Origin of the sequence: Conyzicola lurida, from assembly GCF_014204935.1 — a bacterium.
Lineage (GTDB): Bacteria > Actinomycetota > Actinomycetes > Actinomycetales > Microbacteriaceae > Conyzicola > Conyzicola lurida.
The window spans coordinates 3,410,458-3,432,604 of record NZ_JACHMJ010000001.1 but is presented as its reverse complement, the minus strand read 5'-3'; the positions used below and the strand labels follow the sequence as shown (position 1 = coordinate 3,432,604).

The following is a 22,147-nucleotide window of genomic DNA, read 5'->3' as shown; positions in this document are numbered from 1 at the left end:
GCTGCCTGTGCACAGCGTTGTTTAGGATGTGAGCATGCGCCGCACCCTGCTCACCTGGTCGGCCGTCGTGGTTCTGCTCATCGGCGGGTTCGCCGCGTCCGTCGTCGCCCTCAACGCCGATCTGTACAGCGCCCACGGGTTCGTCGGCCGGTACCTCGAGGCGCTCGAGCGCCACGACACCGCCAGCGCTCTCGCCCTGCCCGGTGTCCGCACCGGCAACGACGCCGCGGACGACCTGCTCACGGGCGACGCCCTGGGCGACCTCGACGACGTGCGCGTGGTCAGCGACACCCCGGGCGCCGACGGCACCCACACCGTCGTCGTCGAGTACGACCTCTCCGCGGAGGGTGCCGAGGCGACCACGGCCCGCAGCGAATTCATCGTCGCCCGCAACGGCACCCGGTTCGGGCTGTTCCCGCAGTGGCGCTTCGTCACCAGCCCGCTGAACACCGTCTCGGTCACGGTGCTGCACGACGACCAATTCCGGGTCAACGGCTACGACGTCACGACCACGACGGCGGCCGACACCCCCGCCACCTACCTCGTCTTCGCCCCGGGCCTCTACGTGGTCGACCACGAGTCGACCTATCTGACAGCCGCAGCGCAGCCCGTCGAGGTGAGCGAGATCGGCGGCATCACGGATGTCGCGGTCGACGTGCAGGCGAACGAGGCGTTCGTCACCGAGGTGCAGGAGAACGTGTCGGAATACCTGCAGGAGTGCACCACACAGGACGTGCTGATGCCCACCGGCTGCCCGTTCGGCCAGGCCATCGCCAACCGCGTCAACTCCCCGGCCGCGTGGTCGATGGTCGCCGACCCGGTGGTCACCATCGTTCCCGGCGTCGAGCCCGGCAGCTGGGCGGTTCCGCGCACTCCCGCGACCGCCCACATCGTCGTCGAGGTCCAGGCCTACCGCGACGGCAGCATCAGCACCTTCGACGAGGACGTGCCGTTCACGGTCGCGTACACGCTGACCTTCCAGCCGAACAACTCGCTGCTGATTACGGCCGTGTACGAGTAGTGGAACGCGCGGCCAGCATCTCGTTGTAGGCCTCGAGTTCGGCGTCCCCGTCGCGGTCCGCCTTGCGGTCGTAGCGCTTGGAGTCGCGCTCGTCGCTGCGCGACCACATGATCGCCACGGCGATGGCGAGCGCCACCGTGGGGATCTCGCCGACGCTCCACGCGATTCCGCCACCCGCCTGCTGGTCGGCGAGGGCGTCGCTGCCCCAGCCCATCGCGCCGTACCAGTCGGCGAGCAGCAGCCCGGTGCCGGTCATCAGCGACAGGCCGAAGAACGCGTGGAACGCCATCGTGGCGAGCAGTACGAGCAGGCGCAACGGGTAGGGCGCGCGGTGCGGCGACGGGTCGACGCCGATGAGCGACTGTACGAACAGATAGCCGGTCAGCAGGAAGTGGATGATCATCCACTGGTGGCCGAGGTGGTCCTCGGTGGCCCAGCGGAACAGCGGGGAGTAGTAGAAGATCCAGAGCGAGGCGACGAAGAGCACCGCGGCGACGAGCGGCCGGGACAGGAACCCGAAGTAGCTCGAGTGGGTGGCGAGCATGATCCACTCGCGGGGACCGCGGCTTCCGTCATCCCGCTTCATGATCGTCCTGAGCGCGAGGGTGATGGGAGCGCCGGGCACGAGCAGCACCGGCACCATCATGCCGAGCGTCATGTGGGCGAGCATGTGCGCACTGAAGAGGTACTTCTCGTAGGCGTTCACGCCGCCGTTGGTGATGTAGAACAGCACGACCAGGCCGGCGATCCAGAGCACGGTGCGCAGCACGGGCCAGGAGTCGCCGCGCTTCTTCAGGCGCCAGACGCCCGCGAGGTAGAAGAACACGCCGAATCCGCAGATGATGATCCAGAGCAGGTCGAAGTTCCACAGGGTGAACAGGCGGTCGGGGCTGAATACCGGCGGCAGCGGGGCGCCGGTGAGCAGCTCTGCGGGCGTGGAGCCCTCGACGTCGGAGGCCGAGACCTGCGCCTGCGGGGTGGCGGTGCGGGCGAGGGCCGCCGCGACGCCGGAGGCCAGACCCATAAAGGCGAGCTCGGCGCTCACCAGCCACCAGAAGTATTTGCGCGACCCGGTCGCCGACATGCGTCCGACGAGGTACCGGCGCTGGATGACCCCGAACAGTCCGAGCGCCCCGAGCGCCCCGACCTTCACCAGCACGAGGATCCCGTAGGGCGTCAGCAGGTTGTCGAGAGTGCCCACGCGGATTTCGGCGCTGACATAGCCGGATGCCGCGACCACGACGAAACTCACGATGGCGAGTGTCGAGTACCGGGCGATCAGCGGCACGATCCGGCCGTTGTCGAGGGTGCGGGCCGAGATCACCAGGGTGAGCAGCCCGCCGAGCCAGACGGCGGCGAAGACGATGTGCAGCCAGATCGCGCTCGTAGCGGCGTCGTGCGTTTCCGTACCGCCCGCGTGGCCCTGCAGCGCCATCGGGATCAGGCCGAGTACGCCACCGACCGCCATGAACAGCACGAGCGTCTGGTTGCGCACGGCGAAACAGAGCACGGTGAGGGCCGCGGCGATGAGCGCCGTCCAGAGCCACGACTGGCCGATCTCGGTCTGGGTGAGGAACGTGGCGAGCAGGTCGCCGAAGCGGTCGTCGAGGGAGATCGGCTGCAGGTACAGCGTCATGAAGCTGAAGAAGCCGGTGGCGGCGGAGGCCACGGCCCAGACCGCGGCCGAGCCGGCGGCGATGTCGAGGGCGAGCCCGAACTCGGGCTTCTCCTTGGCCATGGCGAAGGCGGCGAGGGCCAGGGCGCCGATCGTGCCCGCGGCGCCGATGTTGACGACCAGCTTCGCCAGCGGCAGACCGAAGCGCACGACGTCGCCGGGGTCGGCGATCGGTTCGGCGGCGGCTCCGCCACCGAAGACGAGAGCGGCGATGGCCGAGAAGAGTGCCACAACGAGCAGGAGCGCAGGCCCCACTATCCGAACGACTCGTGGCATCCAGCTAGTTTACTTTGCGCCAGCTGACCGGTGGTTGAGTAGCGCCGTCTACGGCGCGTATCGAAACCCTGCCACCCCCGTTAACCACAAAAGGGGTGCGAACCATAAGGTTCACACCCCTGAGGTGTTAGGCGAGAGCAAAGACTACTTGGAGTCCTTGGCCGCGGCCTTGAGCTTAGATCCGGCGCTCAGCTTGACGCCGTAGCTCGCCTTGATCTCGATGGCCTCACCCGTCTGCGGGTTGCGTCCGGCGCGAGCGGCACGGTGCGTGCGCTCCACTGCCAGCCATCCGGGAATGGATACCTTCACGCCGTCGGCCACCGAGGTGGACAGAACGGAGAAGAGTGCGTCGACAACGCCGTTGACGGCAGCCTGGCTCTGGCCAGATGCTGCGGCAACTGCCGCGACGAGCTCGGTACGGTTTAGTGACTTGTCAGCCATGGAATGTCCTCCTCGGACCTCGTGCAGTTAGTTGGCCCCTGTAACTAGTGACGAAAAGCCACAAGTCTGGGGAACCGGAAGAAATCTACCAGCTTGACTTGGTAATTCCGGGCAATTCGCCCCGGTGCGCCATATCGCGGAAGCGAACACGGGAAACACCGAACTGGCTCAGGTAACCGCGGGGGCGGCCGTCGATGGCGTCGCGGCCACGAACGCGCACGGGCGACGCGTTGCGGGGAAGCTTCTGCAGACCGACGCGGGCCTCCTCGCGGGACTCGTCCGTTCCGGCCGGGTCGACGAGAGCCTTCTTCAGCTCGAGGCGCTTCGTCGCGTAACGCGCGACGATGACCTTACGCTGCTCGTTCTTTGCAATCTTGCTCTTCTTAGCCATGTTTAGCGCTCCTCGCGGAATTCGACGTGCTTGCGCACTACGGGGTCGTACTTCTTGAGCACGAGGCGGTCGGGGTCGTTACGACGGTTCTTCTTGGTCACGTAGGTGTAACCGGTGCCAGCCGTCGAGCGGAGCTTGATGATCGGACGTACGTCCTGTGCCTTTGCCATTAGATCTTCACCCCACGAGCGAGAATGTCCTTGACGACAGACTCGATGCCACGGGCGTCAATGACCTTGATGCCCTTTGCGGAAAGCTGCAGCGTCACGTTGCGGCGCAGCGAAGGAACGTAGTACGTCTTCTTCTGGACGTTCGGGTCGAAGCGACGCTTGGTGCGTCGGTGCGAGTGCGAAATGTTGTGCCCAAAGCCGGGAACGGCTCCGGTCACCTGGCAGGTTGCTGCCATGATGGTCTTCTCCTTAGATACCGTAGGACGAGGTGCCCTACCCAAGATTTCTTGTCGGCACGCGCAGAACTCCGTCAGATTCCGTGAGGATTAAGGGGAGTTGGCGTACAAGATGACCGGGATAGTCCCGGCCAAGGGTCTAGCTTACGGGATCGCGGCCCGCCGCCGCAAATGAAAACCGCGGAAAATCAACGGGCGGAGGCACTGTGCGACTGGGATACGCGACCGGCTACTGGGGCAAGGGCCCGCCGCCCGGCGCCCTCGAGGCGATACTCGAGGCGGAGCGGCTCGGCTTCGAATCGGTGTGGACCGCGGAGGCCTACGGTTCGGACGCGTTCACCCCGCTCGCATGGTGGGGCTCGCAGACCGCGACGGTGCGGCTCGGAACGGGCATCGCGCAGATGTCGGCACGCACCCCCGCGGCCACCGCGATGGCCGCGATGACCCTCGACCACCTGTCCGGCGGCCGCGTCATCCTCGGTCTCGGCGTCTCCGGTCCCCAGGTCGTCGAGGGCTGGTACGGCCAGCCCTACCCGAAGCCGCTCGCCCGCACCCGCGAGTACTTCGCGATCGTACGCGACATCCTCGCCCGTTCCGGTCCCGTCACCGCGCCGGGACCGCACTATCCGCTGCCGTACACGGGCGTCGACGCCACCGGGCTCGGCAAGCCGCTGCGGTCGACGGTGCATCCGCTGCGCGCCGACCTGCCGATCTACCTCGCCGCCGAAGGCCCCAAGAACGTCGCCCTCGCGGCCGAGATCGCGGACGGCTGGCTGCCCTTTCTGTTCTCACCGAAAGCGAACGCGGATGCCGCGGCGCAACTCGAGGCCGGATTCCGGCTGCGCGACCCAGCCCGGTCCGCGCGCGAGGGGTTCGAGGTGGCCGTGCAGATCCCCGTGGTGCCCCACGCCGACGTCGAGGCTGCAGCCGACGTCATCCGCCCGCTCGTCGCCCTGTATGTCGGCGGGATGGGCGCTCGGGAGGCCAACTTCCACCGCAATGTGATCGACCGGCTCGGCTACGCGGCCGAGTGTGACCGCATCCAGGAGCTGTACCTGGCCGGCCACACGAGCGAGGCGATCGCGGCGGTGCCGACCCGGCTGGTCGAGGAGATCGCGCTCGTGGGGCCGCCCGAGAAGATCCGCGACGATCTCGCCGCGTGGGAGGAGTCGGTCGTCACGACGCTGCTCGTGCAGGGCGACGTGCACGCGCTGCGGGCGGTCGCCGAGCTGCTGGGCTAGCGGCGTCTACTTGTACTTCTACTTCGCGAGCGCGACAGAGCAGGCGGCGCAGTAGCCGAAAACGTCGACGATGTGGTTCGGCTGGGTGAAGCCGTGCTCGGCGGCGACGGTCTTGGCCCAGACCTCGACCGCGTCGGCCTCGATCTCGACGGTGAGCCCGCAGTTGCGGCAGATGAGGTGGTGGTGGTGGCTGCCCGGCGTGCAGGCGCGGTACAGGCTCTCGCCCTCCTGCTGCAGCGAGTCGGCCTCGCCCTCGACCGCGAGGTCGGCGAGCGCGCGGTACACCGTGGCCAGTCCGATGGGGGAGCCGGTGTCGCGCAGTGCGGAATGAAGAGCCTGGGCGCTCACAAACCCCTCGGACGAGCCGAGGGCCTCGCGGACAGCTTCCCGCTGCCAGGTGTTGCGCTTCATGCGGCGATTCTACCGCCCGGCCGTCGCGAGCGCCCGGGGCAGCCGGCGTGGGCTGCGGCGGGATCCGACGATGCGGCACACCACGTAGATGAGGAACGAGATGGTCGTGATGTACGGGCTGATCGGCAGCGAACCGCCGAGGGCGAGCAGGATGCCGCCGACCGCCGAGACGAAACCGAAGACCATGCTCAACAGCGGAACCAGCACGGGCGACGACGACACGCGCAGGGCCGCGGCGGCCGGGGTCACCAGCAGGGCGAGCACGAGCAGCGAGCCGATGATCTGCACCGAGACGGCGACCGTGAGGCCGAGCAGCACCATAAAGCCGAGGGAGAGGGCGCGCGACGGCACTCCGCGCGCCGCGGCGACGTCGGCGTCGAGGCTGTCGAACGTGAGCGGGCGCCAGACCAGCAGCAGGGCGACGAGCACCACGACCGAGAGGCTGATGAGCAGGCCGAGCTGCGGGATGTCCACCGAGATGATCTGGCCCGTGAGCAGGCCGAACTTGTTCGCGCTGCGGCCGGGATAGAGGGCGAGGAACAGGATGCCGAGCCCGAGGCCGAACGGCATGAGCACGCCGATGATCGAGTTGCGGTCGCGCGCCTTGGCGCCGAGGATGCCGATGAGCACCGCGGCGATGAGAGAGCCGACGAGGGAACCGGCGACGACGTTGACCCCGAGGAGCAGCGCCCCGGCGGCGCCCGCGAACGAGAGCTCGCTGATGCCGTGCACCGCGAAGGCCATGTCGCGCTGCATGACGAAGACGCCGATCAGGCCGCCGACGATGCCGAGCACGGCTGCCGCGACGATGGAGTTCTGCACCAGGGCGAGCAGTTCGCCGTAGTTGGCGAAGTTGAACATCCGGCCCCAGATGTCGGCGAGGTCCTCGGTCATTCGGCTTCCTCGTCGTGGTGGTCGTGGTGGTCGTGCCCGTCGGGCACGCCGACCACGATGACGCGGCCGTGCGAACGGATGACGTCGACCGGGGTTTCGTAGAGGTCGCTCAGCACGTCGGAGCGCAGGACCTCGTCGGGGGTTCCCTGCAGGAACTTGCCGCCGGCGAGGTAGAGGATGCGGTCGACGACGCCGAGCACGGGGTTCACGTCGTGGGTCACGAAGACGACCGCGGTGTTGTGCTCGCGCCGACGCTGGTCGATGAGCTCGGAGACCGCGCGCTGGTGGTGCAGGTCGAGGCTGAGCAGCGGTTCGTCGCAGAGCAGCAGCACGGGGTCGCCGGCGAGGGCCTGGCCGACGCGCAACCGCTGCTGCTCGCCGCCGGAAAGGGTGCCGACGGGCTGGTTGGCGTACTCGGTCGCGCCGACCGCCTCGAGCAGTTCGTCGACGCGTTCGCGGTCGCCGCGGCGGGTGAGCGGCGGGCCGAAGCGGTGCCCGTTGACGCCGAGCGCGACGAGGTCGCGGCCGCGCAGCGGGGTGCCCGGCGGCACGAGCTTCTGCTGCGGGATGTAGCCGACCCGGCGGTCGCCCCGACGGATCGGGTGCCCGCTCAGCGTCGCCGTACCGGAATCGAGCTTCTGCTGGCCGAGGATCGTCTTGAGCAGGCTGGTCTTGCCGGAGCCGTTGGGACCGAGCACCGCGAGGAACTCCCCGGGCCGCACGGTCAGGTCGAGGCCGGTCCACAGCGAGCGGTCCCCGAAGCCGAGCGCCCCGTTCTCGAATCGGAGAACGGGGGCTTCGGGTGATTCGGGGCCGGGCATCAGCCCAGCGCTGCGGAGATCGCGCTCAGGTTGTCGGTCATCCACGAGACATAGTCTGCGCCATCCGGGAGGGTCTCCGTGAATTGCACGACGGGCACATCGTTGTCCTCGGCGGCGGCGCGCACCTGTTCGGTCTCCGAACTGGCGGTCTGCTCGTTGTACGCGAGCAGCGCGACGGACCCGTCGGCGAAGAGACCCAGGGTCTCCTGCAGAACGGCGGGCGCGACATCCGTGCCCTCTTCGATCGCCTCGGAGAACTCGTCGGGAGTCTGGTTGGTGAAGCCGGCCGCCTCGAGCAGGTACAGCGGCACGGGCTCGGTGATCGCGACGCCGAGACCCTCGGTCGTCGTGTGCAGCGCCTCGGCATCGGCATCGAGCTGTTCGAGCTGCGCGGCGAATGCCTCGTAGTTGGCCTCGTACGTCGCGGCGTTGTCGGCGTCGAGCGCGGCGAGCTGCGCGGCGATCTCCTCGGCGACGTGCTCGACGCCGTGGAAGCTGTACCAGACGTGCTCGTTGAAGCCCTCGATGTGGTCGTGGCCCTCGTGGTCCTCGTCCTCGGTCGCTGAGCTCGTCGCATCGTCGTGGTCCGCCTCGAGCAGGCCCGACGCCTCGCTCGCGTTCACGACGGGGGCGTCGGTCGACGCGGCGGAGAGCAGCGTGTCGATGAACGGGTCGTAACCGCCGCCGTTCTCGATGACGAGGTCGGCCTTGGAGAGCGCGAGCTGGTCCTGGGCCGAGGCCTCGTAGCTGTGCGGGTCCTGAGCGGCGCTGGTGATCAGGCTGGTAACTGTGACGAGGTCGCCGCCGATCGACTCGGCGATGCTGCCGTAGACATTGGTCGACGCGACGATCGACAGCCCGGTCGATTCGGCCGGGGTGTCGCTCGCGGCGCAGCCGGTGAGGGCGAGGGCGGCGACGGCGATTCCGCCGACGAGTGCGGTGCGGGGAGTGGGGATGCGCATGGGGTCGTTTCTAGATCGATAAACGTAATGAGATTCGTTATCAACAGTATGGCATACCGTTTAAGCGGAGCAAGCCTGTCGAAATCCCGGCCGCGTGGTGCGGGGATTTCGACAGGCTCAATCCGCGAAGTGTCGACTAGTCGAGCAGCAGCGCGGGCTCCTCGAGCACGCTCGCGACGTCGGCGATGAAGCGGCTGACCACGTCGCCGTCGACCACGCGGTGGTCGAAGCTGCCGCCGAGCGTCGTGACGAAGCGCGGGCGCACCTCGCCGTCGACGACCCAGGGCTTCTGCTTGATCGTGCCGAGAGCGACGATGCCGACCTCGCCCGGGTTGAGGATCGGCGTACCGGTGTCCATGCCGAACGAGCCGAGGTTCGTGATCGTGATCGTGCCGTTCGACATGTCGGCGGCGGTGGTCTTGCCATCCCGCGCCGTGATCGTCAGCTGCTCGAGCGCCACGGCGAGTTCGCGCAGCGACAGCTCGTTGGCGTCCTTGACGTTGGGCACGACGAGACCGCGCGGCGTCGCTGCGGCGATGCCGAGGTTCACGTAATGGTGCACCGTGATCTCTTTATCGGTGAAGGTCGAGTTCACCATCGGGTTGCGGCGCACGGCCCAGATGACGGCCTTGGCGGCGATCAGCAGCGGCGAGACGCGGATGCCCGCGAAGTCGGGCGAGTTCTTCAGGCGCTTGACGAACTCCATGGTGCGCGACGCGTCGATGTCGACGAACACGCTCACGTGCGGCGCCGTGAACGCGCTGTTGGTCATCGCGGTGGCGATCGCCTTGCGCACGCCCTTGACCGGGATGCGCTCTTCGCGCTCGTCCGACCACTCCGGCGTCTGGATGTTGCGGAACACGCTGGCCTGGCTGGCCTGCCGGATGACGTCGTCGCGGGTGATTTCGCCGGCGAGACCGGTCGCGACGACCTCGGAGAGGGTCACGCCGAGGTCCTTGGCCAGCTTGCGAATCGGCGGCTTGGCGATGATGACGGATGCCGCGGCGGCGGGTACCGACGCGGGACGGGCCGAGGGAACCACGGGGGCGGCCGCGGCCGCGGCCGGCGCAGCCCCCGACCGGCGGCGGCGGGAGTTCACGCCGCCCTTGATCCCGTAGCCGACGAGCACGGCGCCCGGCTTCTCGGCCTCTGCCGTCTCCGCGGAGATCGAGGCAGCGGTGTCGGCGACGGCGAGCTGGGCGTCGGGGTCGGCGGTCGTGCTCGCCGCGGCATCCGGCCCGCCCTCACCGGAGCCGCGGATGATCACGGTGCCGACGTCGACCGTCTGGCCGGGTTCGACCAAGAGCTCGGTGACGGTGCCGGCGAATGGCGACGGCAGTTCGACGAGCGACTTGGCGGTCTCGATCTCGACGAGGATCTGGTTGACCGCGACGGTGTCGCCCGGCTTGACCTTCCACTCGACGATCTCGGCCTCGGTCAGGCCTTCGCCCGCGTCGGGGAGGAGGAATTCGAAAGTGCTCATGAGCCTGGTTTCTTAGTAAGCCATTGCGCGGTCGACGGCCTCGAGCACGCGGTCGACGTCGGGGAGGTAGACGGTCTCGAGCTTGGCCGGCGGGAACGGGGTGTCGAACCCGGCGACGCGCAGCACGGGCGCCTCGAGCGAGTAGAAGGCGCGCTCGGTGACGGTCGCCGCGATCTCGCTGCCGATCGACGCGAAGCCCTGGGCCTCGGCGGCGACGACGAGGCGTCCGGTCTTCTGCACGCTCGCGACGATGGGGTCGTAGTCGATGGGGGAGAGCGAGCGCAGGTCGACGACCTCGACGCTCGTGCCCTCCTCCGCCGCCAGTTCGGCGGCGCCGAGCAGCACGTTGATCATCGCGCCGTGGCCGACGAGCGTGACCTCGGTGCCCTGGCGGATGACGCGGCTCGAGTGCAGCGGCGCGGAGTTCTGGGACAGGTCGACCTCGCCCTTGGGCCAGTAGCGGCTCTTCGGCTCGAAGAACATCACGGGGTCGTTGCTCGCGATTGCCTCCTGGATCATCCAGTAGGCGTCGTGCGGGGTGCTCGGGCTCACGACGCGCAGGCCGGGAGTGTGGGCGAAGTACGCCTCGGGGCTCTCCTGGTGGTGCTCGACGGCGCCGATGTGTCCGCCGTAGGGCACGCGGATCACGAGGGGCATGGTGACCTGGCCCTCGTGGCGGTTGGTCATCTTCGCCAGCTGCGAGACGATCTGGTCGAAGCCGGGGAAGATGAAACCGTCGAACTGGATCTCGACGACGGGACGGTAGCCGCCCATCGCGAGGCCGATCGCCGTGCCGATGATGCCGGACTCGGCGAGCGGGGTGTCCATGACGCGGTTCTTGCCGAACTCGGCCTGCAGCCCCTCGGTGATGCGGAAGACGCCGCCGAGCGGGCCGATGTCCTCGCCCATCAGGATGACCTTGGGGTCGTCGGCCATCGCCTTGCGCAGACCGGCGGTGAGGGCCTTCGCCATCGGCATGGTCTCGAGCGCGGTCTCGATAGCGGCTGTTGTGGGGGTCACGATGCTCATCCGTCGTTCTCCAGCGATGCTTCGTATTCGGCGAGCCACTGCTTCTGTGCCTCGATGACGGGATGCGGCTCGGAGTACACGTGGTCGAACATCTTTCCGACCGGCGGTACCCCGAGGGCGAGCGTGCGTTTGCGGATGTCGGAGGCGACGTCGGCCGCTTCCGCGTCGACGTCCGCGAAGAAGGCGTCACCCTCGCCGCGCGAACGCAACCAGGTCTCGAAGCGGGTGATCGGGTCGCGCTGCTTCCAGTACTCCACTTCGCTGTCGAGCCGGTACTTCGACGGGTCGTCGCTCGAGGTGTGCGCACCCATACGGTAGGTGAGCGCCTCGATGAAGCGCGGGCCCTGGCCGCTGCGCGAGGCGTCGAGGTTCTGCTTGGTGACCGCGTAGCTGGCGAGGACGTCGTTGCCGTCGATCTGGATGCCCGGGATGCCGAAGCCGCTCGACCGCAGGTACAGCGGCGTGCGCGACTGCACCTCGACCGGCACCGAGATCGCCCAGTGGTTGTTCTGCAGGAAGAAGACGACCGGCGCCTGGTAACTCGCCGCGAAGACGAAGGCCTCGCTGACGTCGCCCTGGCTCGATGCCCCGTCGCCGAAGTACGCCATGACCGCGGCGTCCGTCTCGGGGTTGCCGGTGCCGGTGGCACCGTCGAGGGTCATCGCCATGGCGCGGCCCGTGGCGTGCAGGGTGTGCGAGCCGAGCACGAGTGTGTACAGGTGGAAGTTGGTCTCTTCGGGGTTCCAGCCGCCGTGCGTCGTACCGCGCAGCAGGCCGATGATGCCGATGAGGTCGATGCCGCGGATGCGGGCGACCACGTGTTCGCGGTAGGACGGGAAGATGTGGTCCTGCGGGCGCGACGCGTACGCGGACCCGACCTGGCCGGCCTCCTGGCCGAGGCTCGGGACCCAGAGGCCGAGTTCGCCCTGGCGCTGCAGGTTCGCCGCTTCCTGGTCGAACCGCCGGATCACCACCATCTGGCGGTGGAAATCGCGCAGTTGGTCGTCGCTGAGGGCGTCGATGAGGGGGAGGTACTCGGCCGAGGCATCGCTCTCGACGAGCGTGCCCTCCGGGGAGAGCAACTGGACCGTCGCGGCGGTGTAAGACATTTGACTAATCTAACGTGGCTTCGGTCGACGGCGTTCGTAGCTTCACCACAACCTCTTCCGCGGCCCTTAGGAGTTTCTCGACAGACTCGTGCTCGCCGATGCTCACCCGCAGACCCTCGGGAGCGAGCGCGCGGACGACGATCCCGTTGTCGGAGAAGACCTCGGCGGCCCACGCCGTGTGCTCGCCGGTGGGCAGCCAGATGAAGTTGCCGTGCGGGCGCGGGATGCTCCACCCCTGCTCGCCGAGCGAGGTCCAGATGCGGTCGCGCAGCTCGGCGAGGTGCCCGACGCGCTCCAGCAGTTCGGCCTGGTGCTCGATCGAGACGATGGCCGCGCGCTGTGCGGCCTCGATGACCGACAGCGGGATGGCGGATGCCCGCGCCGCGTCGAGAACGTACTCCGCGCCCAGGGCGTAGCCGACGCGCAGGCCGGCGAGACCGTAGGCCTTGGAGAAGGTGCGCAGCACCACGAGGTTGGGGTAGTCGGCGAGCAGCTCGGTGCCGCGCACGGCCGTCGGGTCCGTGACGAACTCGATGTATGCCTCGTCGAGCAGCACGAGCACCGTCTGGGGGACCGTCGCCATAAACGCGACGAACTCGTCCTTGGTGACGATCGCGCCCGTGGGGTTGTTCGGGCTGCAGACGATGACGACGCGGGTGCGGTCGGTCACGGCGGCGGCCATCGCGGGGAGGTCGTGGCGGTGGTCCCCGGTGTTGGGCACCTGCACGCTCGTGGCGCCGGCGACCATCACCAGGCCCGGGTACGCCTCGAAGCTTCGCCAGGAGTAGACGACCTCGTCGCCCACGCCGGCGGCGGCGGTGATGAGCTGGGCCAGGATCGAGGCCGAGCCCGCACCGATGTGCACGTTGTCGGGAGTGAGGCCGTAGTGCGCGGCGAGGGTGGCGCGCAGGGCGGTGGCCGCGCCATCCGGGTACCGGTTCACGCTCGACGCGGCGATAGCCTCGAGGACGGCGGGGATCGGGTCGAACGGGTTCTCGTTCGACGACAGCTTGAAGGCGTCCTCGGCGGCGGGCTTGCCCTGCCGATAGGGCTGCATCTTCTCGATCTCGGGGCGCAGTCGTACTCTGGGGGGCTGTTCGCTGGCGTTCACGAAGCCCAAGCCTAATTGCGGCTGTGGGAGCGCGCGGTGCATAGTTGGTGACTATGCAGCGCTTTCTCGTCCGACTGATCATCAACGCCGTCGCCTTCTGGTTGACGACCCTCATCGTCAGCGGCATCCACGTCAACGCGTACGCGCCCGGCGACACTCTCGAGCAGGTCATCACGTACCTGATCGTCGCCCTCATCTTCGGCATCGTGAACGCGGTGATCGGCAACGCGATCCGCATCGTGGCGTTCCCGCTGTACATCCTGACGCTCGGCCTGCTCGCGCTCGTGGTCAACTCCCTGCTGCTGCTTCTCGTCGGCTGGATCTCGAGCCTGATCGGCTTCGGTCTCGTCGTCGACAGCTTCTGGTGGGGCGTTCTCGGCGCGATCGTGCTCGGCTTCATCGGCTGGGTGCTCGGCCTGTTCGCCCGCCCGCTGACGACTTCCGACCGCTCGCGCGGCTAACTCGCCACGGTAACCGCACTGTGCGGTTACGGTCGCCTCACGCGCAGTAACCCCCTAAGACGGTTAGTCATCTGCGTGACCGCTCCGCCACATAGGTCGTCGCGGTGATCGCCGTCGCCCCGGCCCCGAACGCGTCGAGCCGGTCGATCGCACCGGCGAGCATCGCGCTGCGTGCGCGGTCGGCCATCTCGGCCGTCGTGCGGTACTCGCCCCGGTCGTGCGACGGCACCGCCACCCCGTCGGGCAGGTCGCGGCCGGCGAACGCCTCGCGCTCCACCACGATCGCGTCGCGGTCGACGCGCGTGCCCCCGAGCGCGGGGACGATGTCGTCGGTGTGCTCCAGCTCGACCACCGGGATGCCCCGCGGCACGTCGATCTGCGCCGTCGGCGATCCCGCCGTGAAGACGCCCTTCGTGTTGTAGTCGCCCGAGGCGGCCAGGCTCGCGGCGATCAACCCGCCCTGCGAGAAGCCGTTGAACTGCACGGGCGACTCGGCCGTGATGCCCTCCTTCGCCATCGCCTGCTCGACCGCCCGCACCGCTCCGGCCGGCAGACCGGCCACCCCGCCGATGTCGCTGGTCAGGTCGAACGCCTCGCGCCCCGACACCGGCGAGAAGTCCGCGGTGCCCGTGATGTAGACCTCGAACCGGTCGGGTTCTCCGGGCTGCGTGTACCGCTCGATCCTGATGTGCGACCCCGTGGGCTGCCCGTTCTCGTCTCGCCGGCGCTGCGGCAGCCGGTCGATGCGCTCGGCGAGCCCGCGCGGCGCCGCCGCGACGTCGCGCTGCGTCCTCGCCCGGGTGGCGACGGGCGACTCCTTGAGCAGGCCCACTCCGCCCCCGAGCGCCATGATCGCCGCACCGGCGGTATCGATGCCGGCGAGCCCGATGCCCTCGTCGCCGATGGCCCGCACCAGGGTGGGCGGCAGTCCGAGTGCCCCGCCGATCAGGTCGTCGACGCTCATCACCCCGGCGCGCACGAGCGCCACGGTCACCGGATTGGTCAACACCCGGCCGTTGCTGCCGAGCCAGTCGCCGACCGCGCCGGGCAGGGCGGCCGGTCCGCCCGGCATCGCGAGCGCCGCCCCGAGCAGCCCCGCGAGCGCCACCGGCAGCGCGGGCGCGACCAGCGTGGCGAACACGGGCAGCAGCGCGCCGACGCCGTAGCCCAACGTCGCGGCCAACTGCTGGGTGGCCCGCTCCGCCGCCGCCTCCGCGTACCCGTAGCCCTCGGCCGACGCGCGCAGCAGCAGCGCCACCGAGCCCGCCTTCCAGTCGACCTCGGCGAGCAGCTGACGCGTGCGGTCCAGCGCGGCCTCGGCGTCGAGCGCAGACACGGGCGCGTCGGCCCGCCGCAGCAGCGCGTCGCCGAATCGCGCGTCGACGGCGTCGATCGCGCGAGCGAGGTCGGACGCCTCCCCGCGCACGTACTCCAGCTGCTGGGCGTCGGTGAAGAGCTCGTCGGTGGCCACGGCCATCGACCCGCCCCCGCTGATGACGATGTCGCCCACGGTCAGCCGACCCGTGCCGAGATCGTGTGGATCGCGCGTTCGGTCGACCGACGGGCTTCGTGCGCCGCCGCGATCGCCTCGTCGAGCCCGCGCCCGATGTCGGCCACGCTCGCCCGGTACGCGCTCTGGGCCGGTCCGCGCCAGCTGCCGGGCCCCGCGGCCGGCACCATGCCGCGCAGTCGCTCCAGCCGGCCCACCACCTCCCCGAGTCCACTCAGTTGCGAACCCAGCGCGGCGCGGGCCGCGAGGTCGGCGGGGTCGGGGAGGCCGAGGATCGAGTGGTCTGTCACCCGACAATGCTCGACCCGCCCGACAGCCGCGGGTGCCGCGGTGAGCCGACCCGTGGCATCCGGGGTTCTCGGCCGGGCTGTGGGGGAGAGGAATCTACGCGAGAATGGCCCCATGAGTTTTGAGCGCATGTTCGACGAGTCCGCGCTCTTCAGACTCTGTTTCGTGTGCACCGGCAACATCTGCCGCTCGCCGATGGCCGAGGTCGTCTTCACCGACCTGATCAGAAAGGCCGGGCTCGAGAACCGCATCGGCGTGATGTCGGCGGGCACCGGGGACTGGCACGTGGGGGAGCGGTCCGACGACCGCACCATCACCGCCCTCGCCGCGCACGGCTACGACGGCGCCCAGCACCGCGCGAAACAGTTCGATCCCGGGTGGTTCGACGAGCTCGACCTCGTGGTGGTCTTCGACCACAGCCAGGAGCGCATCCTCAAAGCGTGGGCGTCGACCGAGCACGACCGTTCGAAGGTTCAGCTGCTGCTGAGCTTCGACAAAGACCAGTCGAGCCAGCTCGACGTACCCGACCCGTATTACTCGGACGCCGCGTTCTTCGATCAGATCCTCTCCATGATCGAGCACGCGAGCTCCGCACTTTTCGATCAGATCAAACCAGGAATTCAGGGTGTCAAATGAGTCCACTGCCAGAACAACCGCTCAGCCCGCTCGACGGCCGCTACAGGGCGTCCGTCGCCGGACTCGGTGAGTTCCTCTCCGAAGCCGGGCTCAACCGCGCCCGCGTCCAGGTCGAGGTCGAGTGGCTGCTCTACCTGACCGACCACGAGCTGTTCGGCTCGAGCCGCCTCGACCACGAGCAGGCCCGCGCGCTGCGCGCCCTCGTCGCCGACTTCGGTCAGGCCGAGATCGACGAACTCGCCACGCTCGAAGCCACCACGCGTCACGACGTGAAGGCCGTCGAGTACCTGGTGCGCCACAAGCTGGCCGACCTCGGACTGAACGACGTCGCAGAGCTCACCCACTTCGCCTGCACGAGCGAGGACATCAACAACCTCTCGTACGCGCTCACCATCGGCTCCGCGGTGCGCGAGGTGTGGACCCCGCGACTGCGCTCGATCATCGAGAAGCTCCGCGCACTCTCGGTCGAACACCGCGACACCCCGATGCTCGCCCACACCCACGGCCAGCCGGCCACGCCCACCACCGTGGGCAAGGAGTTCGCCGTCTTCGTCTACCGCCTCGAGCGCGTCATCGCGCAGGTCGAGGCCACCCAGTACCTCGGCAAGTTCAGCGGCGCCACCGGAACGTTCGCGGCCCACGTCGCCGCCGACCCCGGCCTCGACTGGCCGGCCATCTCGAGCGAGTTCGTCACCTCGCTCGGCCTCGAGTGGAACCCGCTCACCACCCAGATCGAGTCGCACGACTGGCAGGCCGAGCTCTACCAGCGCATGAGCCACGCCAACCGCATCCTCCACAACCTGTGCACGGACATCTGGACCTACATCTCGATGGGCTACTTCACCCAGATCCCGCAGGCCGGGGCGACCGGTTCGTCGACGATGCCGCACAAGATCAACCCGATCCGCTTCGAGAACGCCGAGGCGAACCTCGAACTCTCCAGCGCCCTGCTCGAGTCGCTCTCGCAGACCCTCGTCACCTCGCGCCTGCAGCGCGACCTCACCGACTCGTCGACGCAGCGCAACATCGGTGTCGCGATCGGCCATTCGATGCTCGCCATGGACAACCTCGGCCGCGGTCTGAGCGAGTTCAGCATCGACACCGCCGCCCTCGCCGCCGATCTCGACTCCAATTGGGAGATCCTGGGCGAGGCGATCCAGACCGTCATCCGCGCCGAGATCACCGCGGGCCGCAGCTCGATCTCCGACCCCTACGCTCTGCTCAAGGAGCTCACACGTGGCCGCCGCATCGGCCAGACGGAGCTCGTCGAGTTCATCGACGCGCTCGACATCGGACAAGAAGCGAAGGACGGACTGCGCGTGCTGACGCCGGCCGGATACGCGGGCCTCGCGAGCGACCTGGTCAGGTTCGTCCAGAAGTAGCGCCGCGGCATCCGGCCCTCGTATTTTTTTACATACGGGGGCCGGATGACGCTGGGCTCAGTGACCGCCCGGGTGGTCCTGCTCGTCCAGGTCGTGGAGCTCGTCGCCGTCGGGACGCACGGCGAGCACGAGCATCGCCAGCACGACGAGCACGAGAATGAACACGATCCCGACGAAGATGAGCGACAGAACGATGTCGCGCGTCGACATGAGCACGATGAGTCCGGTGAAAATCGCCATGACGGCGGAGAGGATGAGGAGTTCCGCGGGCCTCGTGCGGTCTTTCCTACTGGGCTTAGCCACGATTAGTTGCCGCTTTCCGCGGCTGTAGCCGCCACCGCCCGGTCGGCCCATTTGAGGCTCAACCCGGCTATTACGAGGTAGACGGCAGCGATGGCGCCGTAAGCGCCGATGAAGCCGACGAGAATGATGGATGCCGTCAGTGCGCGTTCGACGCCGTCCGGCCCGACGAAGGGCTGGTTGTAGCCCGGCGGGATGACGAGCGCGGCGACCGCGAGCAGCACGGTGAGGCCGCCGAGGAAGATCCAGTCTTTGGACGAGTCGATGCGGCCGCGGCTGCGCAGCCCGCTGTATAGCTCGAGGAACCCGGTCAGGACCGCGTAGCCGCCGACGAGGAGGATCAACAGGCCGAGGCCTCCGCCCGGGAAGACGAGCGCGAGCAGGCCCACCACGGCGGCGATGATCCCTTGCACGACGAACACGGTGCGCACCGGACCGGCGTCGAGTGCCCGGAGCGCGCCGATCAGCAGCACGGCGCCGGTAGCCAGGGCTAGGGCGCCGAACGTGACGAAGCCGAGCGCCGCCGAGTGGTCGGCCGAGAACGTGATGACCACGGCGACGACGGCCGCGGGCAGGGCGCGCAGCAGCACCCAGGGCCAGTAACGGCTCGCATGGGTGGTGGTGACGTCTGCAGAAGACACGGGAGCGACCTCTTTCCGACGGGCTCGCCTCAACTTTACGCCACCGGGGCGACCCGTTTCTGTGCGTCGGCGTTGCGGGGGCCTAGGCTCCCGGCGGCAGGTCGACGAAGCGCGAGAAGTGGCCGTGGAACCCGATGGTGAGGGTGTCCGTCGGTCCGTTGCGGTGCTTGGCGATGATGAGGTCCGCCTCGCCCGCGCGGGCGCTGTCCTTTTCGTAGGCGCTCTCGCGGTGCAGCAGGATCACCATGTCGGCGTCCTGCTCGAGCGATCCGGACTCGCGGAGGTCGGAGAGGGCGGGCTTCTTGTCGGCCCGCTGCTCGGGACCACGGTTCAGTTGGCTGATCGCGATGACCGGCACGCCGATCTCCTTGGCGAGCAGCTTGAGCGAACGGGAGAACTCCGAGACCTCTTGCTGGCGCGACTCGACCTTCTTGCCGCTGGTCATCAGCTGCAGGTAGTCGATGATGACCATCTTGAGACCCACGCGCTGCTTGAGCCGGCGGCACTTCGCGCGGATCTCGACGAGCGTCATGTTGGGGGAGTCGTCGATGTAGAGGGGTGCGTCGTTGATGCGGCCACGCGTCTGGGCGATCGTGGTCCAGTCCTGCGAGTGCACGGTGCCCTTACGCATCGACTGCAGCGGGACGGACGCCTCGGCGGAGAGCAGACGCATGGCGATCTCGCTCCGGCCCATTTCGAGCGAGAATACGACGACGGGCATGTCGTTATGGATCGCGGCCGCTCGGGCGAAGTCGAGGGCGAGGGTCGACTTACCGATGGCGGGACGCGCGGCGAGGATGATCATCTGGCCGGGGTGCAGGCCGTTGGTGAGAGCGTCGAGCTGGGCGAAGCCGGTGGGCACACCGATCATCTGACCGTCGCGACCCTTGGCGGCCTCGATCTCGTCGACCGCCGCGGTGACGGCGTCGGAGAGCGGGACGTAGTCTTCGGTCTCCACCCCGCCGTTGACGGCATAGATCTCGGCCTGGGCGTTGTTGACGAGGTCGACGACCTCGCCCTCGCTGGCGTAGCCCATCTGGACGATGCGCGTGCCCGCCTCGACCAGGCGGCGCAGCACGGCCTTCTCTGTGACGATGAGCGAGTAGAACCCGGCGTTGGCGGCCGTGGGCACGAGGCCGGTGAGCGTGTGCAGGTACTCGGCGCCGCCCGCACGCTGCAGCTCGCCGGTCTTGGTCAGCTCGTCGGTGACGGCGATGACGTCGGTGGGCTCGCCGTGGGAGTACAGCGAGAGGATCGCGTCGAAGATGATCTCGTGCTTGGGGATGTAGAAGTCGACCCCGCGCACGACCTCGACGACGTCGGCCACGGCGTCTTTGCTGAGCAGCATGCCGCCGATGGCGCTCTGCTCGGCCAGGAGGTCGTGTGGGGGGACGCGGTCACGGTCGCCCCCGCGGCTGTCGCCGCGGGTCTGATCGCCGGCAAGTCCGAGATGCGCAATGGACACGTGAAATCTCCCAATTCTTAGGTGGTTCTAGTTGTGGCCGCGGCCCCCGACACTCTCGTGCGCGACACACTCGTGCACCGCGCTCGTGACCGGACCGCTCCATTGCTGGTCCGTCGCCGCCCGGTTCGGGAGGCGCTGTCCGCGCGGAATTTTCACTCGGGGTTCACGATATGGATGCCGACCACGAGCCACAAAACGACCCTGTGGACAAACATGTGGAATCAGACGGGGAAACGCCGGAAGTTGTGTGGGGAACCTGTGGAGTGAACTGTTAGTAACTTACGGATATTTATCCGTATTTGCCGCCTGATCAGGTAATTTAGTTTCCACACTGTGTGTGTAGAAACATGTTTGAAGTGGACGTTGAAGGTTGGGATTTTTAATCTAAACCTGTGCACAAAACCTTGACTTAAGCGTCAAAAAAGGTGGTAGCGGTGGGCCTCAGCCCACCGCTACCACCCGTTTTTTGAGGACTACTTCGCGGAGACAACCGTGAGGGTAATCGTTGCAACGAGGTCGTCGCGAAGACGAATCGTTGCCTCGTGGGTACCCATCACCTTGATCGGCGCGGAGATCTCGATCTTGCGCTTGTCGACGTTGCCGAGTCCGGCAGCGGCAACCGCGTCAGCGATGTCGCCGGTCTTGACGGAACCGAACAGGCGGCCACCGTCTCCGGTCTTCACCTTGAGCGAGACGGTCGTGGCCTGAAGGCGGGCCTTCAGGTCGAGCGCCTCTTCGAGGGTGGCGTGCTCGCGCGCTGCGCGGGCTGCCTTGATCGAATCGATCTGCTTCTCTCCACCACGGGTCCACGCCACGGCGAAGCCCTGGGGGATGAGGTAGTTGCGAGCGAAACCGTTCTTGACGTCGACGACGTCGCCGGGTGCACCGAGGCCGGTGACCTCGTGCGTGAGGATCAACTTAGACATATCAATGCTCCTTAACGGCCTGAGCCGGCGTAGGGAAGCAGTGCCATCTCGCGCGCGTTCTTGACGGCACGGGCGATGAGGCGCTGCTCCTGGACGGAGACACCGGTGATGCGACGGGCGCGGATCTTTCCGCGGTCCGAGATGAACTTACGAAGGGTTGCAACATCCTTGTAGTCGATGACGCCAACGCGGATCGACTTGGCAGGAGCGGCGTTCTTGCCGTCCTTGCCCTTGCGGATGGGCTTACGGCGGTCGCCGCTGCTCTTTCCAGCCATGGGTTTACTTCTTTCCTAAAAAGTGAGTGAGCGCCTAGAAGGGCGTTTCGTCTGTGTAGTTGCCCGGCGTGTTCCACACGTCGCCAGCGGCCGAGGCTGCGGGCGCGCTTGCGGCCCACGGCTCTTCGGCAACCTGGCCCTGCGGTGAACCACCACGTGCTCCGCCGCCTTCGCGGGAAGAAGCTGCACGGGTTACCTGGGCGGTTGCGTAACGCAGCGACGGACCGATTTCGTCCACCTCGAGCTCGATGCTCGTGCGCTTCTCACCTTCCTTGGTTTCATACGAGCGCTGCTTCAGGCGACCGGTAGCGATGACGCGCGAACCCTTGGTGAGGGATCCCGCGACGTGCTCGGCGAACTCACGCCACACGCTTGCGCGCAGGAAGAGAGCATCTCCGTCTTTCCAGTCGTTGGCCGCGCGGTCGAAGTTGCGCGGGGTCGAAGCGATCGTGAAGTTGGCTACCGCGAGGCCGTTCTGCGTGTACCGCAGCTCCGGGTCACCCGTGAGGTTGCCAACAACCGTGATTATGGTTTCGCCGGCCATGATTACTCTGCGGCCGGGGCTGCAGCTGCGGAAGCAGCGGCGGGCTTGGCGTCAGTAGCAGCGGGAGCCTTGGCGGGTGCAGCAGCCTTGCGGGCGGCCTTCTCGTCGGCGATCTTCTTGGCGGCGGCGACCTGGGCGAAGCCCTCTTCCGCGCGGAGGACCTTGGTGCGCATAACGGCTTCGCTCAGACCGAGCTGGCGGTCGAGTTCGGTCGTCGCTGCGGGGGTCGCGGTGAAGTTGACGACGGCGTAGATGCCCTCGGCCTTCTTGTTGATCTCGTATGCAAGGCGACGACGGCCCCAGACATCTACCTTGTCGATGGTTCCACCATCGTTGCGGATGACGTTGAGGAACTTATCGAGGCTCGGAGCCACGGTGCGCTCGTCGATCTCTGGATCGAGGATGACCATGAGTTCGTACTGATTCGTCACTAACCCACCTCCTTCGG

27 protein-coding genes are annotated in these 22,147 nt (G+C 67.9%); 5 read left to right on the top strand and 22 right to left on the bottom strand.

Features of this window, described 5'->3' with window-relative positions; translation table 11 throughout:
• Positions 1 to 34 precede the first annotated feature (34 nt).
• Entirely contained in the window at positions 35 to 1,021 is a 987-nt protein-coding gene (locus tag HD599_RS16720; protein ID WP_184239717.1) for a hypothetical protein, read from the top strand.
• Here HD599_RS16720 and HD599_RS16715 read toward each other — a convergent pair.
• The 5 genes from HD599_RS16715 to rpmB all read right to left on the bottom strand — a co-directional run bounded on the left by HD599_RS16715 (position 1,002) and on the right by rpmB (position 4,210).
• Positions 1,002 to 2,972: a bifunctional copper resistance protein CopD/cytochrome c oxidase assembly protein gene (locus HD599_RS16715; protein WP_184239715.1), complete on the bottom strand. Its 1,971-nt coding sequence runs from the start codon at positions 2,970 to 2,972 to the stop codon at positions 1,002 to 1,004. The genes HD599_RS16720 and HD599_RS16715 overlap by 20 nt on opposite strands.
• Before the next feature lie 144 nt (positions 2,973 to 3,116).
• Entirely contained in the window at positions 3,117 to 3,413 is a 297-nt protein-coding gene (locus HD599_RS16710) for an HU family DNA-binding protein (protein ID WP_184239713.1), read from the bottom strand.
• Between the two features lie 85 nt (positions 3,414 to 3,498).
• A complete protein-coding gene (rpsN, locus tag HD599_RS16705; RefSeq protein WP_184239711.1) occupies positions 3,499 to 3,804 on the bottom strand; it encodes a 30S ribosomal protein S14 in 306 nt (101 codons plus the stop codon).
• A gap of 2 nt (positions 3,805 to 3,806) precedes the next feature.
• Positions 3,807 to 3,974 (bottom strand): 50S ribosomal protein L33, encoded by a 168-nt coding sequence (rpmG, locus tag HD599_RS16700; protein WP_184239703.1) that lies wholly within the window; start codon positions 3,972 to 3,974, stop codon positions 3,807 to 3,809.
• Positions 3,974 to 4,210 (bottom strand): 50S ribosomal protein L28, encoded by a 237-nt coding sequence (gene rpmB / locus HD599_RS16695; RefSeq protein ID WP_184239701.1) that lies wholly within the window; start codon positions 4,208 to 4,210, stop codon positions 3,974 to 3,976. Before rpmB ends, rpmG begins: the two co-directional genes overlap by 1 nt.
• Positions 4,211 to 4,416: 206 nt before the next feature.
• Here rpmB and HD599_RS16690 point away from each other — a divergent pair, with 206 nt between their 5' ends.
• Entirely contained in the window at positions 4,417 to 5,451 is a 1,035-nt protein-coding gene (locus HD599_RS16690) for an LLM class F420-dependent oxidoreductase (protein ID WP_184239699.1), read from the top strand.
• A gap of 18 nt (positions 5,452 to 5,469) precedes the next feature.
• Here HD599_RS16690 and HD599_RS16685 read toward each other — a convergent pair whose 3' ends face one another.
• From HD599_RS16685 to hisC, 8 genes are all read right to left on the bottom strand, one after another.
• Entirely contained in the window at positions 5,470 to 5,862 is a 393-nt protein-coding gene (locus tag HD599_RS16685) for a Fur family transcriptional regulator (protein WP_184239697.1), read from the bottom strand.
• 9 nt (positions 5,863 to 5,871) lie between these two features.
• Positions 5,872 to 6,756 carry a metal ABC transporter permease gene (locus HD599_RS16680; protein WP_184239695.1) on the bottom strand — a complete coding sequence of 295 codons (885 nt, stop codon included), beginning with the start codon at positions 6,754 to 6,756 and terminating at the stop codon, positions 5,872 to 5,874.
• The gene (locus HD599_RS16675) at positions 6,753 to 7,577 is read right to left on the bottom strand and encodes a metal ABC transporter ATP-binding protein (protein WP_184239693.1); all 825 of its coding nucleotides are present in this window, start codon (positions 7,575 to 7,577) and stop codon (positions 6,753 to 6,755) included. The genes HD599_RS16680 and HD599_RS16675 overlap by 4 nt, the downstream gene beginning before the upstream one ends.
• Entirely contained in the window at positions 7,577 to 8,539 is a 963-nt protein-coding gene (locus HD599_RS16670; RefSeq protein ID WP_184239691.1) for a metal ABC transporter solute-binding protein, Zn/Mn family, read from the bottom strand. Before HD599_RS16670 ends, HD599_RS16675 begins: the two co-directional genes overlap by 1 nt.
• Positions 8,540 to 8,675: 136 nt before the next feature.
• Positions 8,676 to 10,022, bottom strand: a complete 1,347-nt coding sequence (locus tag HD599_RS16665; protein WP_184239682.1) for a dihydrolipoamide acetyltransferase family protein — start codon at positions 10,020 to 10,022, stop codon at positions 8,676 to 8,678.
• Positions 10,023 to 10,034: 12 nt separating this feature from the next.
• Positions 10,035 to 11,051 carry an alpha-ketoacid dehydrogenase subunit beta gene (locus tag HD599_RS16660; RefSeq protein WP_425489169.1) on the bottom strand — a complete coding sequence of 339 codons (1,017 nt, stop codon included), beginning with the start codon at positions 11,049 to 11,051 and terminating at the stop codon, positions 10,035 to 10,037.
• Complete coding sequence (locus HD599_RS16655; RefSeq protein ID WP_184239680.1) at positions 11,048 to 12,160, bottom strand: thiamine pyrophosphate-dependent dehydrogenase E1 component subunit alpha; 1,113 nt, start codon at positions 12,158 to 12,160, stop codon at positions 11,048 to 11,050. Before HD599_RS16655 ends, HD599_RS16660 begins: the two co-directional genes overlap by 4 nt.
• Positions 12,161 to 12,164: 4 nt before the next feature.
• The gene (gene hisC / locus HD599_RS16650) at positions 12,165 to 13,271 is read right to left on the bottom strand and encodes a histidinol-phosphate transaminase (protein WP_343062126.1); all 1,107 of its coding nucleotides are present in this window, start codon (positions 13,269 to 13,271) and stop codon (positions 12,165 to 12,167) included.
• A 53-nt stretch (positions 13,272 to 13,324) separates the two neighbouring features.
• Between hisC and HD599_RS16645 the strand changes: the two genes are divergently transcribed.
• Positions 13,325 to 13,732 carry a phage holin family protein gene (locus HD599_RS16645; RefSeq protein ID WP_184239676.1) on the top strand — a complete coding sequence of 136 codons (408 nt, stop codon included), beginning with the start codon at positions 13,325 to 13,327 and terminating at the stop codon, positions 13,730 to 13,732.
• A gap of 67 nt (positions 13,733 to 13,799) precedes the next feature.
• Here the strand turns inward: HD599_RS16645 and HD599_RS16640 are convergent, their stop codons facing one another.
• Both HD599_RS16640 and HD599_RS16635 read right to left on the bottom strand, forming a co-directional pair.
• Complete coding sequence (locus HD599_RS16640) at positions 13,800 to 15,242, bottom strand: hypothetical protein (RefSeq protein WP_184239674.1); 1,443 nt, start codon at positions 15,240 to 15,242, stop codon at positions 13,800 to 13,802.
• 2 nt (positions 15,243 to 15,244) lie between these two features.
• Positions 15,245 to 15,532 (bottom strand): hypothetical protein, encoded by a 288-nt coding sequence (locus HD599_RS16635; protein WP_184239672.1) that lies wholly within the window; start codon positions 15,530 to 15,532, stop codon positions 15,245 to 15,247.
• Positions 15,533 to 15,644: 112 nt separating this feature from the next.
• Between HD599_RS16635 and HD599_RS16630 the strand changes: the two genes are divergently transcribed.
• On the top strand, positions 15,645 to 16,166 hold the full coding sequence (locus HD599_RS16630; RefSeq protein WP_184239670.1) for a low molecular weight protein-tyrosine-phosphatase: 522 nt from the start codon (positions 15,645 to 15,647) through the stop codon (positions 16,164 to 16,166).
• Complete coding sequence (purB, locus tag HD599_RS16625) at positions 16,163 to 17,548, top strand: adenylosuccinate lyase (protein ID WP_184239668.1); 1,386 nt, start codon at positions 16,163 to 16,165, stop codon at positions 17,546 to 17,548. Before HD599_RS16630 ends, purB begins: the two co-directional genes overlap by 4 nt.
• 57 nt (positions 17,549 to 17,605) lie before the next feature.
• Here the strand turns inward: purB and HD599_RS16620 are convergent, their stop codons facing one another.
• The 7 genes from HD599_RS16620 to rpsF form a co-directional block, all read right to left on the bottom strand.
• Complete coding sequence (locus HD599_RS16620) at positions 17,606 to 17,851, bottom strand: hypothetical protein (RefSeq protein ID WP_184239666.1); 246 nt, start codon at positions 17,849 to 17,851, stop codon at positions 17,606 to 17,608.
• 2 nt (positions 17,852 to 17,853) lie between these two features.
• Positions 17,854 to 18,489, bottom strand: a complete 636-nt coding sequence (locus HD599_RS16615) for a DUF308 domain-containing protein (RefSeq protein WP_184239664.1) — start codon at positions 18,487 to 18,489, stop codon at positions 17,854 to 17,856.
• An 82-nt stretch (positions 18,490 to 18,571) separates the two neighbouring features.
• Positions 18,572 to 19,954: a replicative DNA helicase gene (dnaB, locus tag HD599_RS16610; RefSeq protein ID WP_184239662.1), complete on the bottom strand. Its 1,383-nt coding sequence runs from the start codon at positions 19,952 to 19,954 to the stop codon at positions 18,572 to 18,574.
• A gap of 473 nt (positions 19,955 to 20,427) precedes the next feature.
• Complete coding sequence (gene rplI, locus HD599_RS16605; RefSeq protein ID WP_184239660.1) at positions 20,428 to 20,880, bottom strand: 50S ribosomal protein L9; 453 nt, start codon at positions 20,878 to 20,880, stop codon at positions 20,428 to 20,430.
• A gap of 11 nt (positions 20,881 to 20,891) precedes the next feature.
• Entirely contained in the window at positions 20,892 to 21,155 is a 264-nt protein-coding gene (gene rpsR, locus HD599_RS16600) for a 30S ribosomal protein S18 (protein ID WP_184239658.1), read from the bottom strand.
• Between the two features lie 34 nt (positions 21,156 to 21,189).
• Positions 21,190 to 21,699, bottom strand: coding sequence for a single-stranded DNA-binding protein (locus tag HD599_RS16595; RefSeq protein WP_184239656.1), 510 nt, complete (start codon positions 21,697 to 21,699; stop codon positions 21,190 to 21,192).
• A gap of 2 nt (positions 21,700 to 21,701) precedes the next feature.
• A complete protein-coding gene (gene rpsF / locus HD599_RS16590) occupies positions 21,702 to 22,130 on the bottom strand; it encodes a 30S ribosomal protein S6 (protein WP_184239654.1) in 429 nt (142 codons plus the stop codon).
• Positions 22,131 to 22,147 lie beyond the last annotated feature (17 nt).

Excerpts from the sequence above, each read along its gene's own strand:
- HD599_RS16720 (WP_184239717.1), top strand. The coding sequence starts at position 35 with ATGCGCCGCACCCTGCTCACCTGGTCGGCCGTCGTGGTTCTGCTCATC.
- HD599_RS16715 (WP_184239715.1), bottom strand. The coding sequence starts at position 2,972 with ATGCCACGAGTCGTTCGGATAGTGGGGCCTGCGCTCCTGCTCGTTGTG.
- HD599_RS16710 (WP_184239713.1), bottom strand. The coding sequence starts at position 3,413 with ATGGCTGACAAGTCACTAAACCGTACCGAGCTCGTCGCGGCAGTTGCC.
- rpsN (WP_184239711.1), bottom strand. The coding sequence starts at position 3,804 with ATGGCTAAGAAGAGCAAGATTGCAAAGAACGAGCAGCGTAAGGTCATC.
- rpmG (WP_184239703.1), bottom strand. The coding sequence starts at position 3,974 with ATGGCAAAGGCACAGGACGTACGTCCGATCATCAAGCTCCGCTCGACG.
- rpmB (WP_184239701.1), bottom strand. The coding sequence starts at position 4,210 with ATGGCAGCAACCTGCCAGGTGACCGGAGCCGTTCCCGGCTTTGGGCAC.
- HD599_RS16685 (WP_184239697.1), bottom strand. The coding sequence starts at position 5,862 with ATGAAGCGCAACACCTGGCAGCGGGAAGCTGTCCGCGAGGCCCTCGGC.
- HD599_RS16680 (WP_184239695.1), bottom strand. The coding sequence starts at position 6,756 with ATGACCGAGGACCTCGCCGACATCTGGGGCCGGATGTTCAACTTCGCC.
- HD599_RS16675 (WP_184239693.1), bottom strand. The coding sequence starts at position 7,577 with ATGCCCGGCCCCGAATCACCCGAAGCCCCCGTTCTCCGATTCGAGAAC.
- HD599_RS16670 (WP_184239691.1), bottom strand. The coding sequence starts at position 8,539 with ATGCGCATCCCCACTCCCCGCACCGCACTCGTCGGCGGAATCGCCGTC.
- HD599_RS16665 (WP_184239682.1), bottom strand. The coding sequence starts at position 10,022 with ATGAGCACTTTCGAATTCCTCCTCCCCGACGCGGGCGAAGGCCTGACC.
- HD599_RS16660 (WP_425489169.1), bottom strand. The coding sequence starts at position 11,051 with ATGAGCATCGTGACCCCCACAACAGCCGCTATCGAGACCGCGCTCGAG.
- HD599_RS16655 (WP_184239680.1), bottom strand. The coding sequence starts at position 12,160 with ATGTCTTACACCGCCGCGACGGTCCAGTTGCTCTCCCCGGAGGGCACG.
- HD599_RS16645 (WP_184239676.1), top strand. The coding sequence starts at position 13,325 with ATGCAGCGCTTTCTCGTCCGACTGATCATCAACGCCGTCGCCTTCTGG.
- HD599_RS16630 (WP_184239670.1), top strand. The coding sequence starts at position 15,645 with ATGAGTTTTGAGCGCATGTTCGACGAGTCCGCGCTCTTCAGACTCTGT.
- purB (WP_184239668.1), top strand. The coding sequence starts at position 16,163 with ATGAGTCCACTGCCAGAACAACCGCTCAGCCCGCTCGACGGCCGCTAC.
- rplI (WP_184239660.1), bottom strand. The coding sequence starts at position 20,880 with ATGTCTAAGTTGATCCTCACGCACGAGGTCACCGGCCTCGGTGCACCC.
- rpsR (WP_184239658.1), bottom strand. The coding sequence starts at position 21,155 with ATGGCTGGAAAGAGCAGCGGCGACCGCCGTAAGCCCATCCGCAAGGGC.
- HD599_RS16595 (WP_184239656.1), bottom strand. The coding sequence starts at position 21,699 with ATGGCCGGCGAAACCATAATCACGGTTGTTGGCAACCTCACGGGTGAC.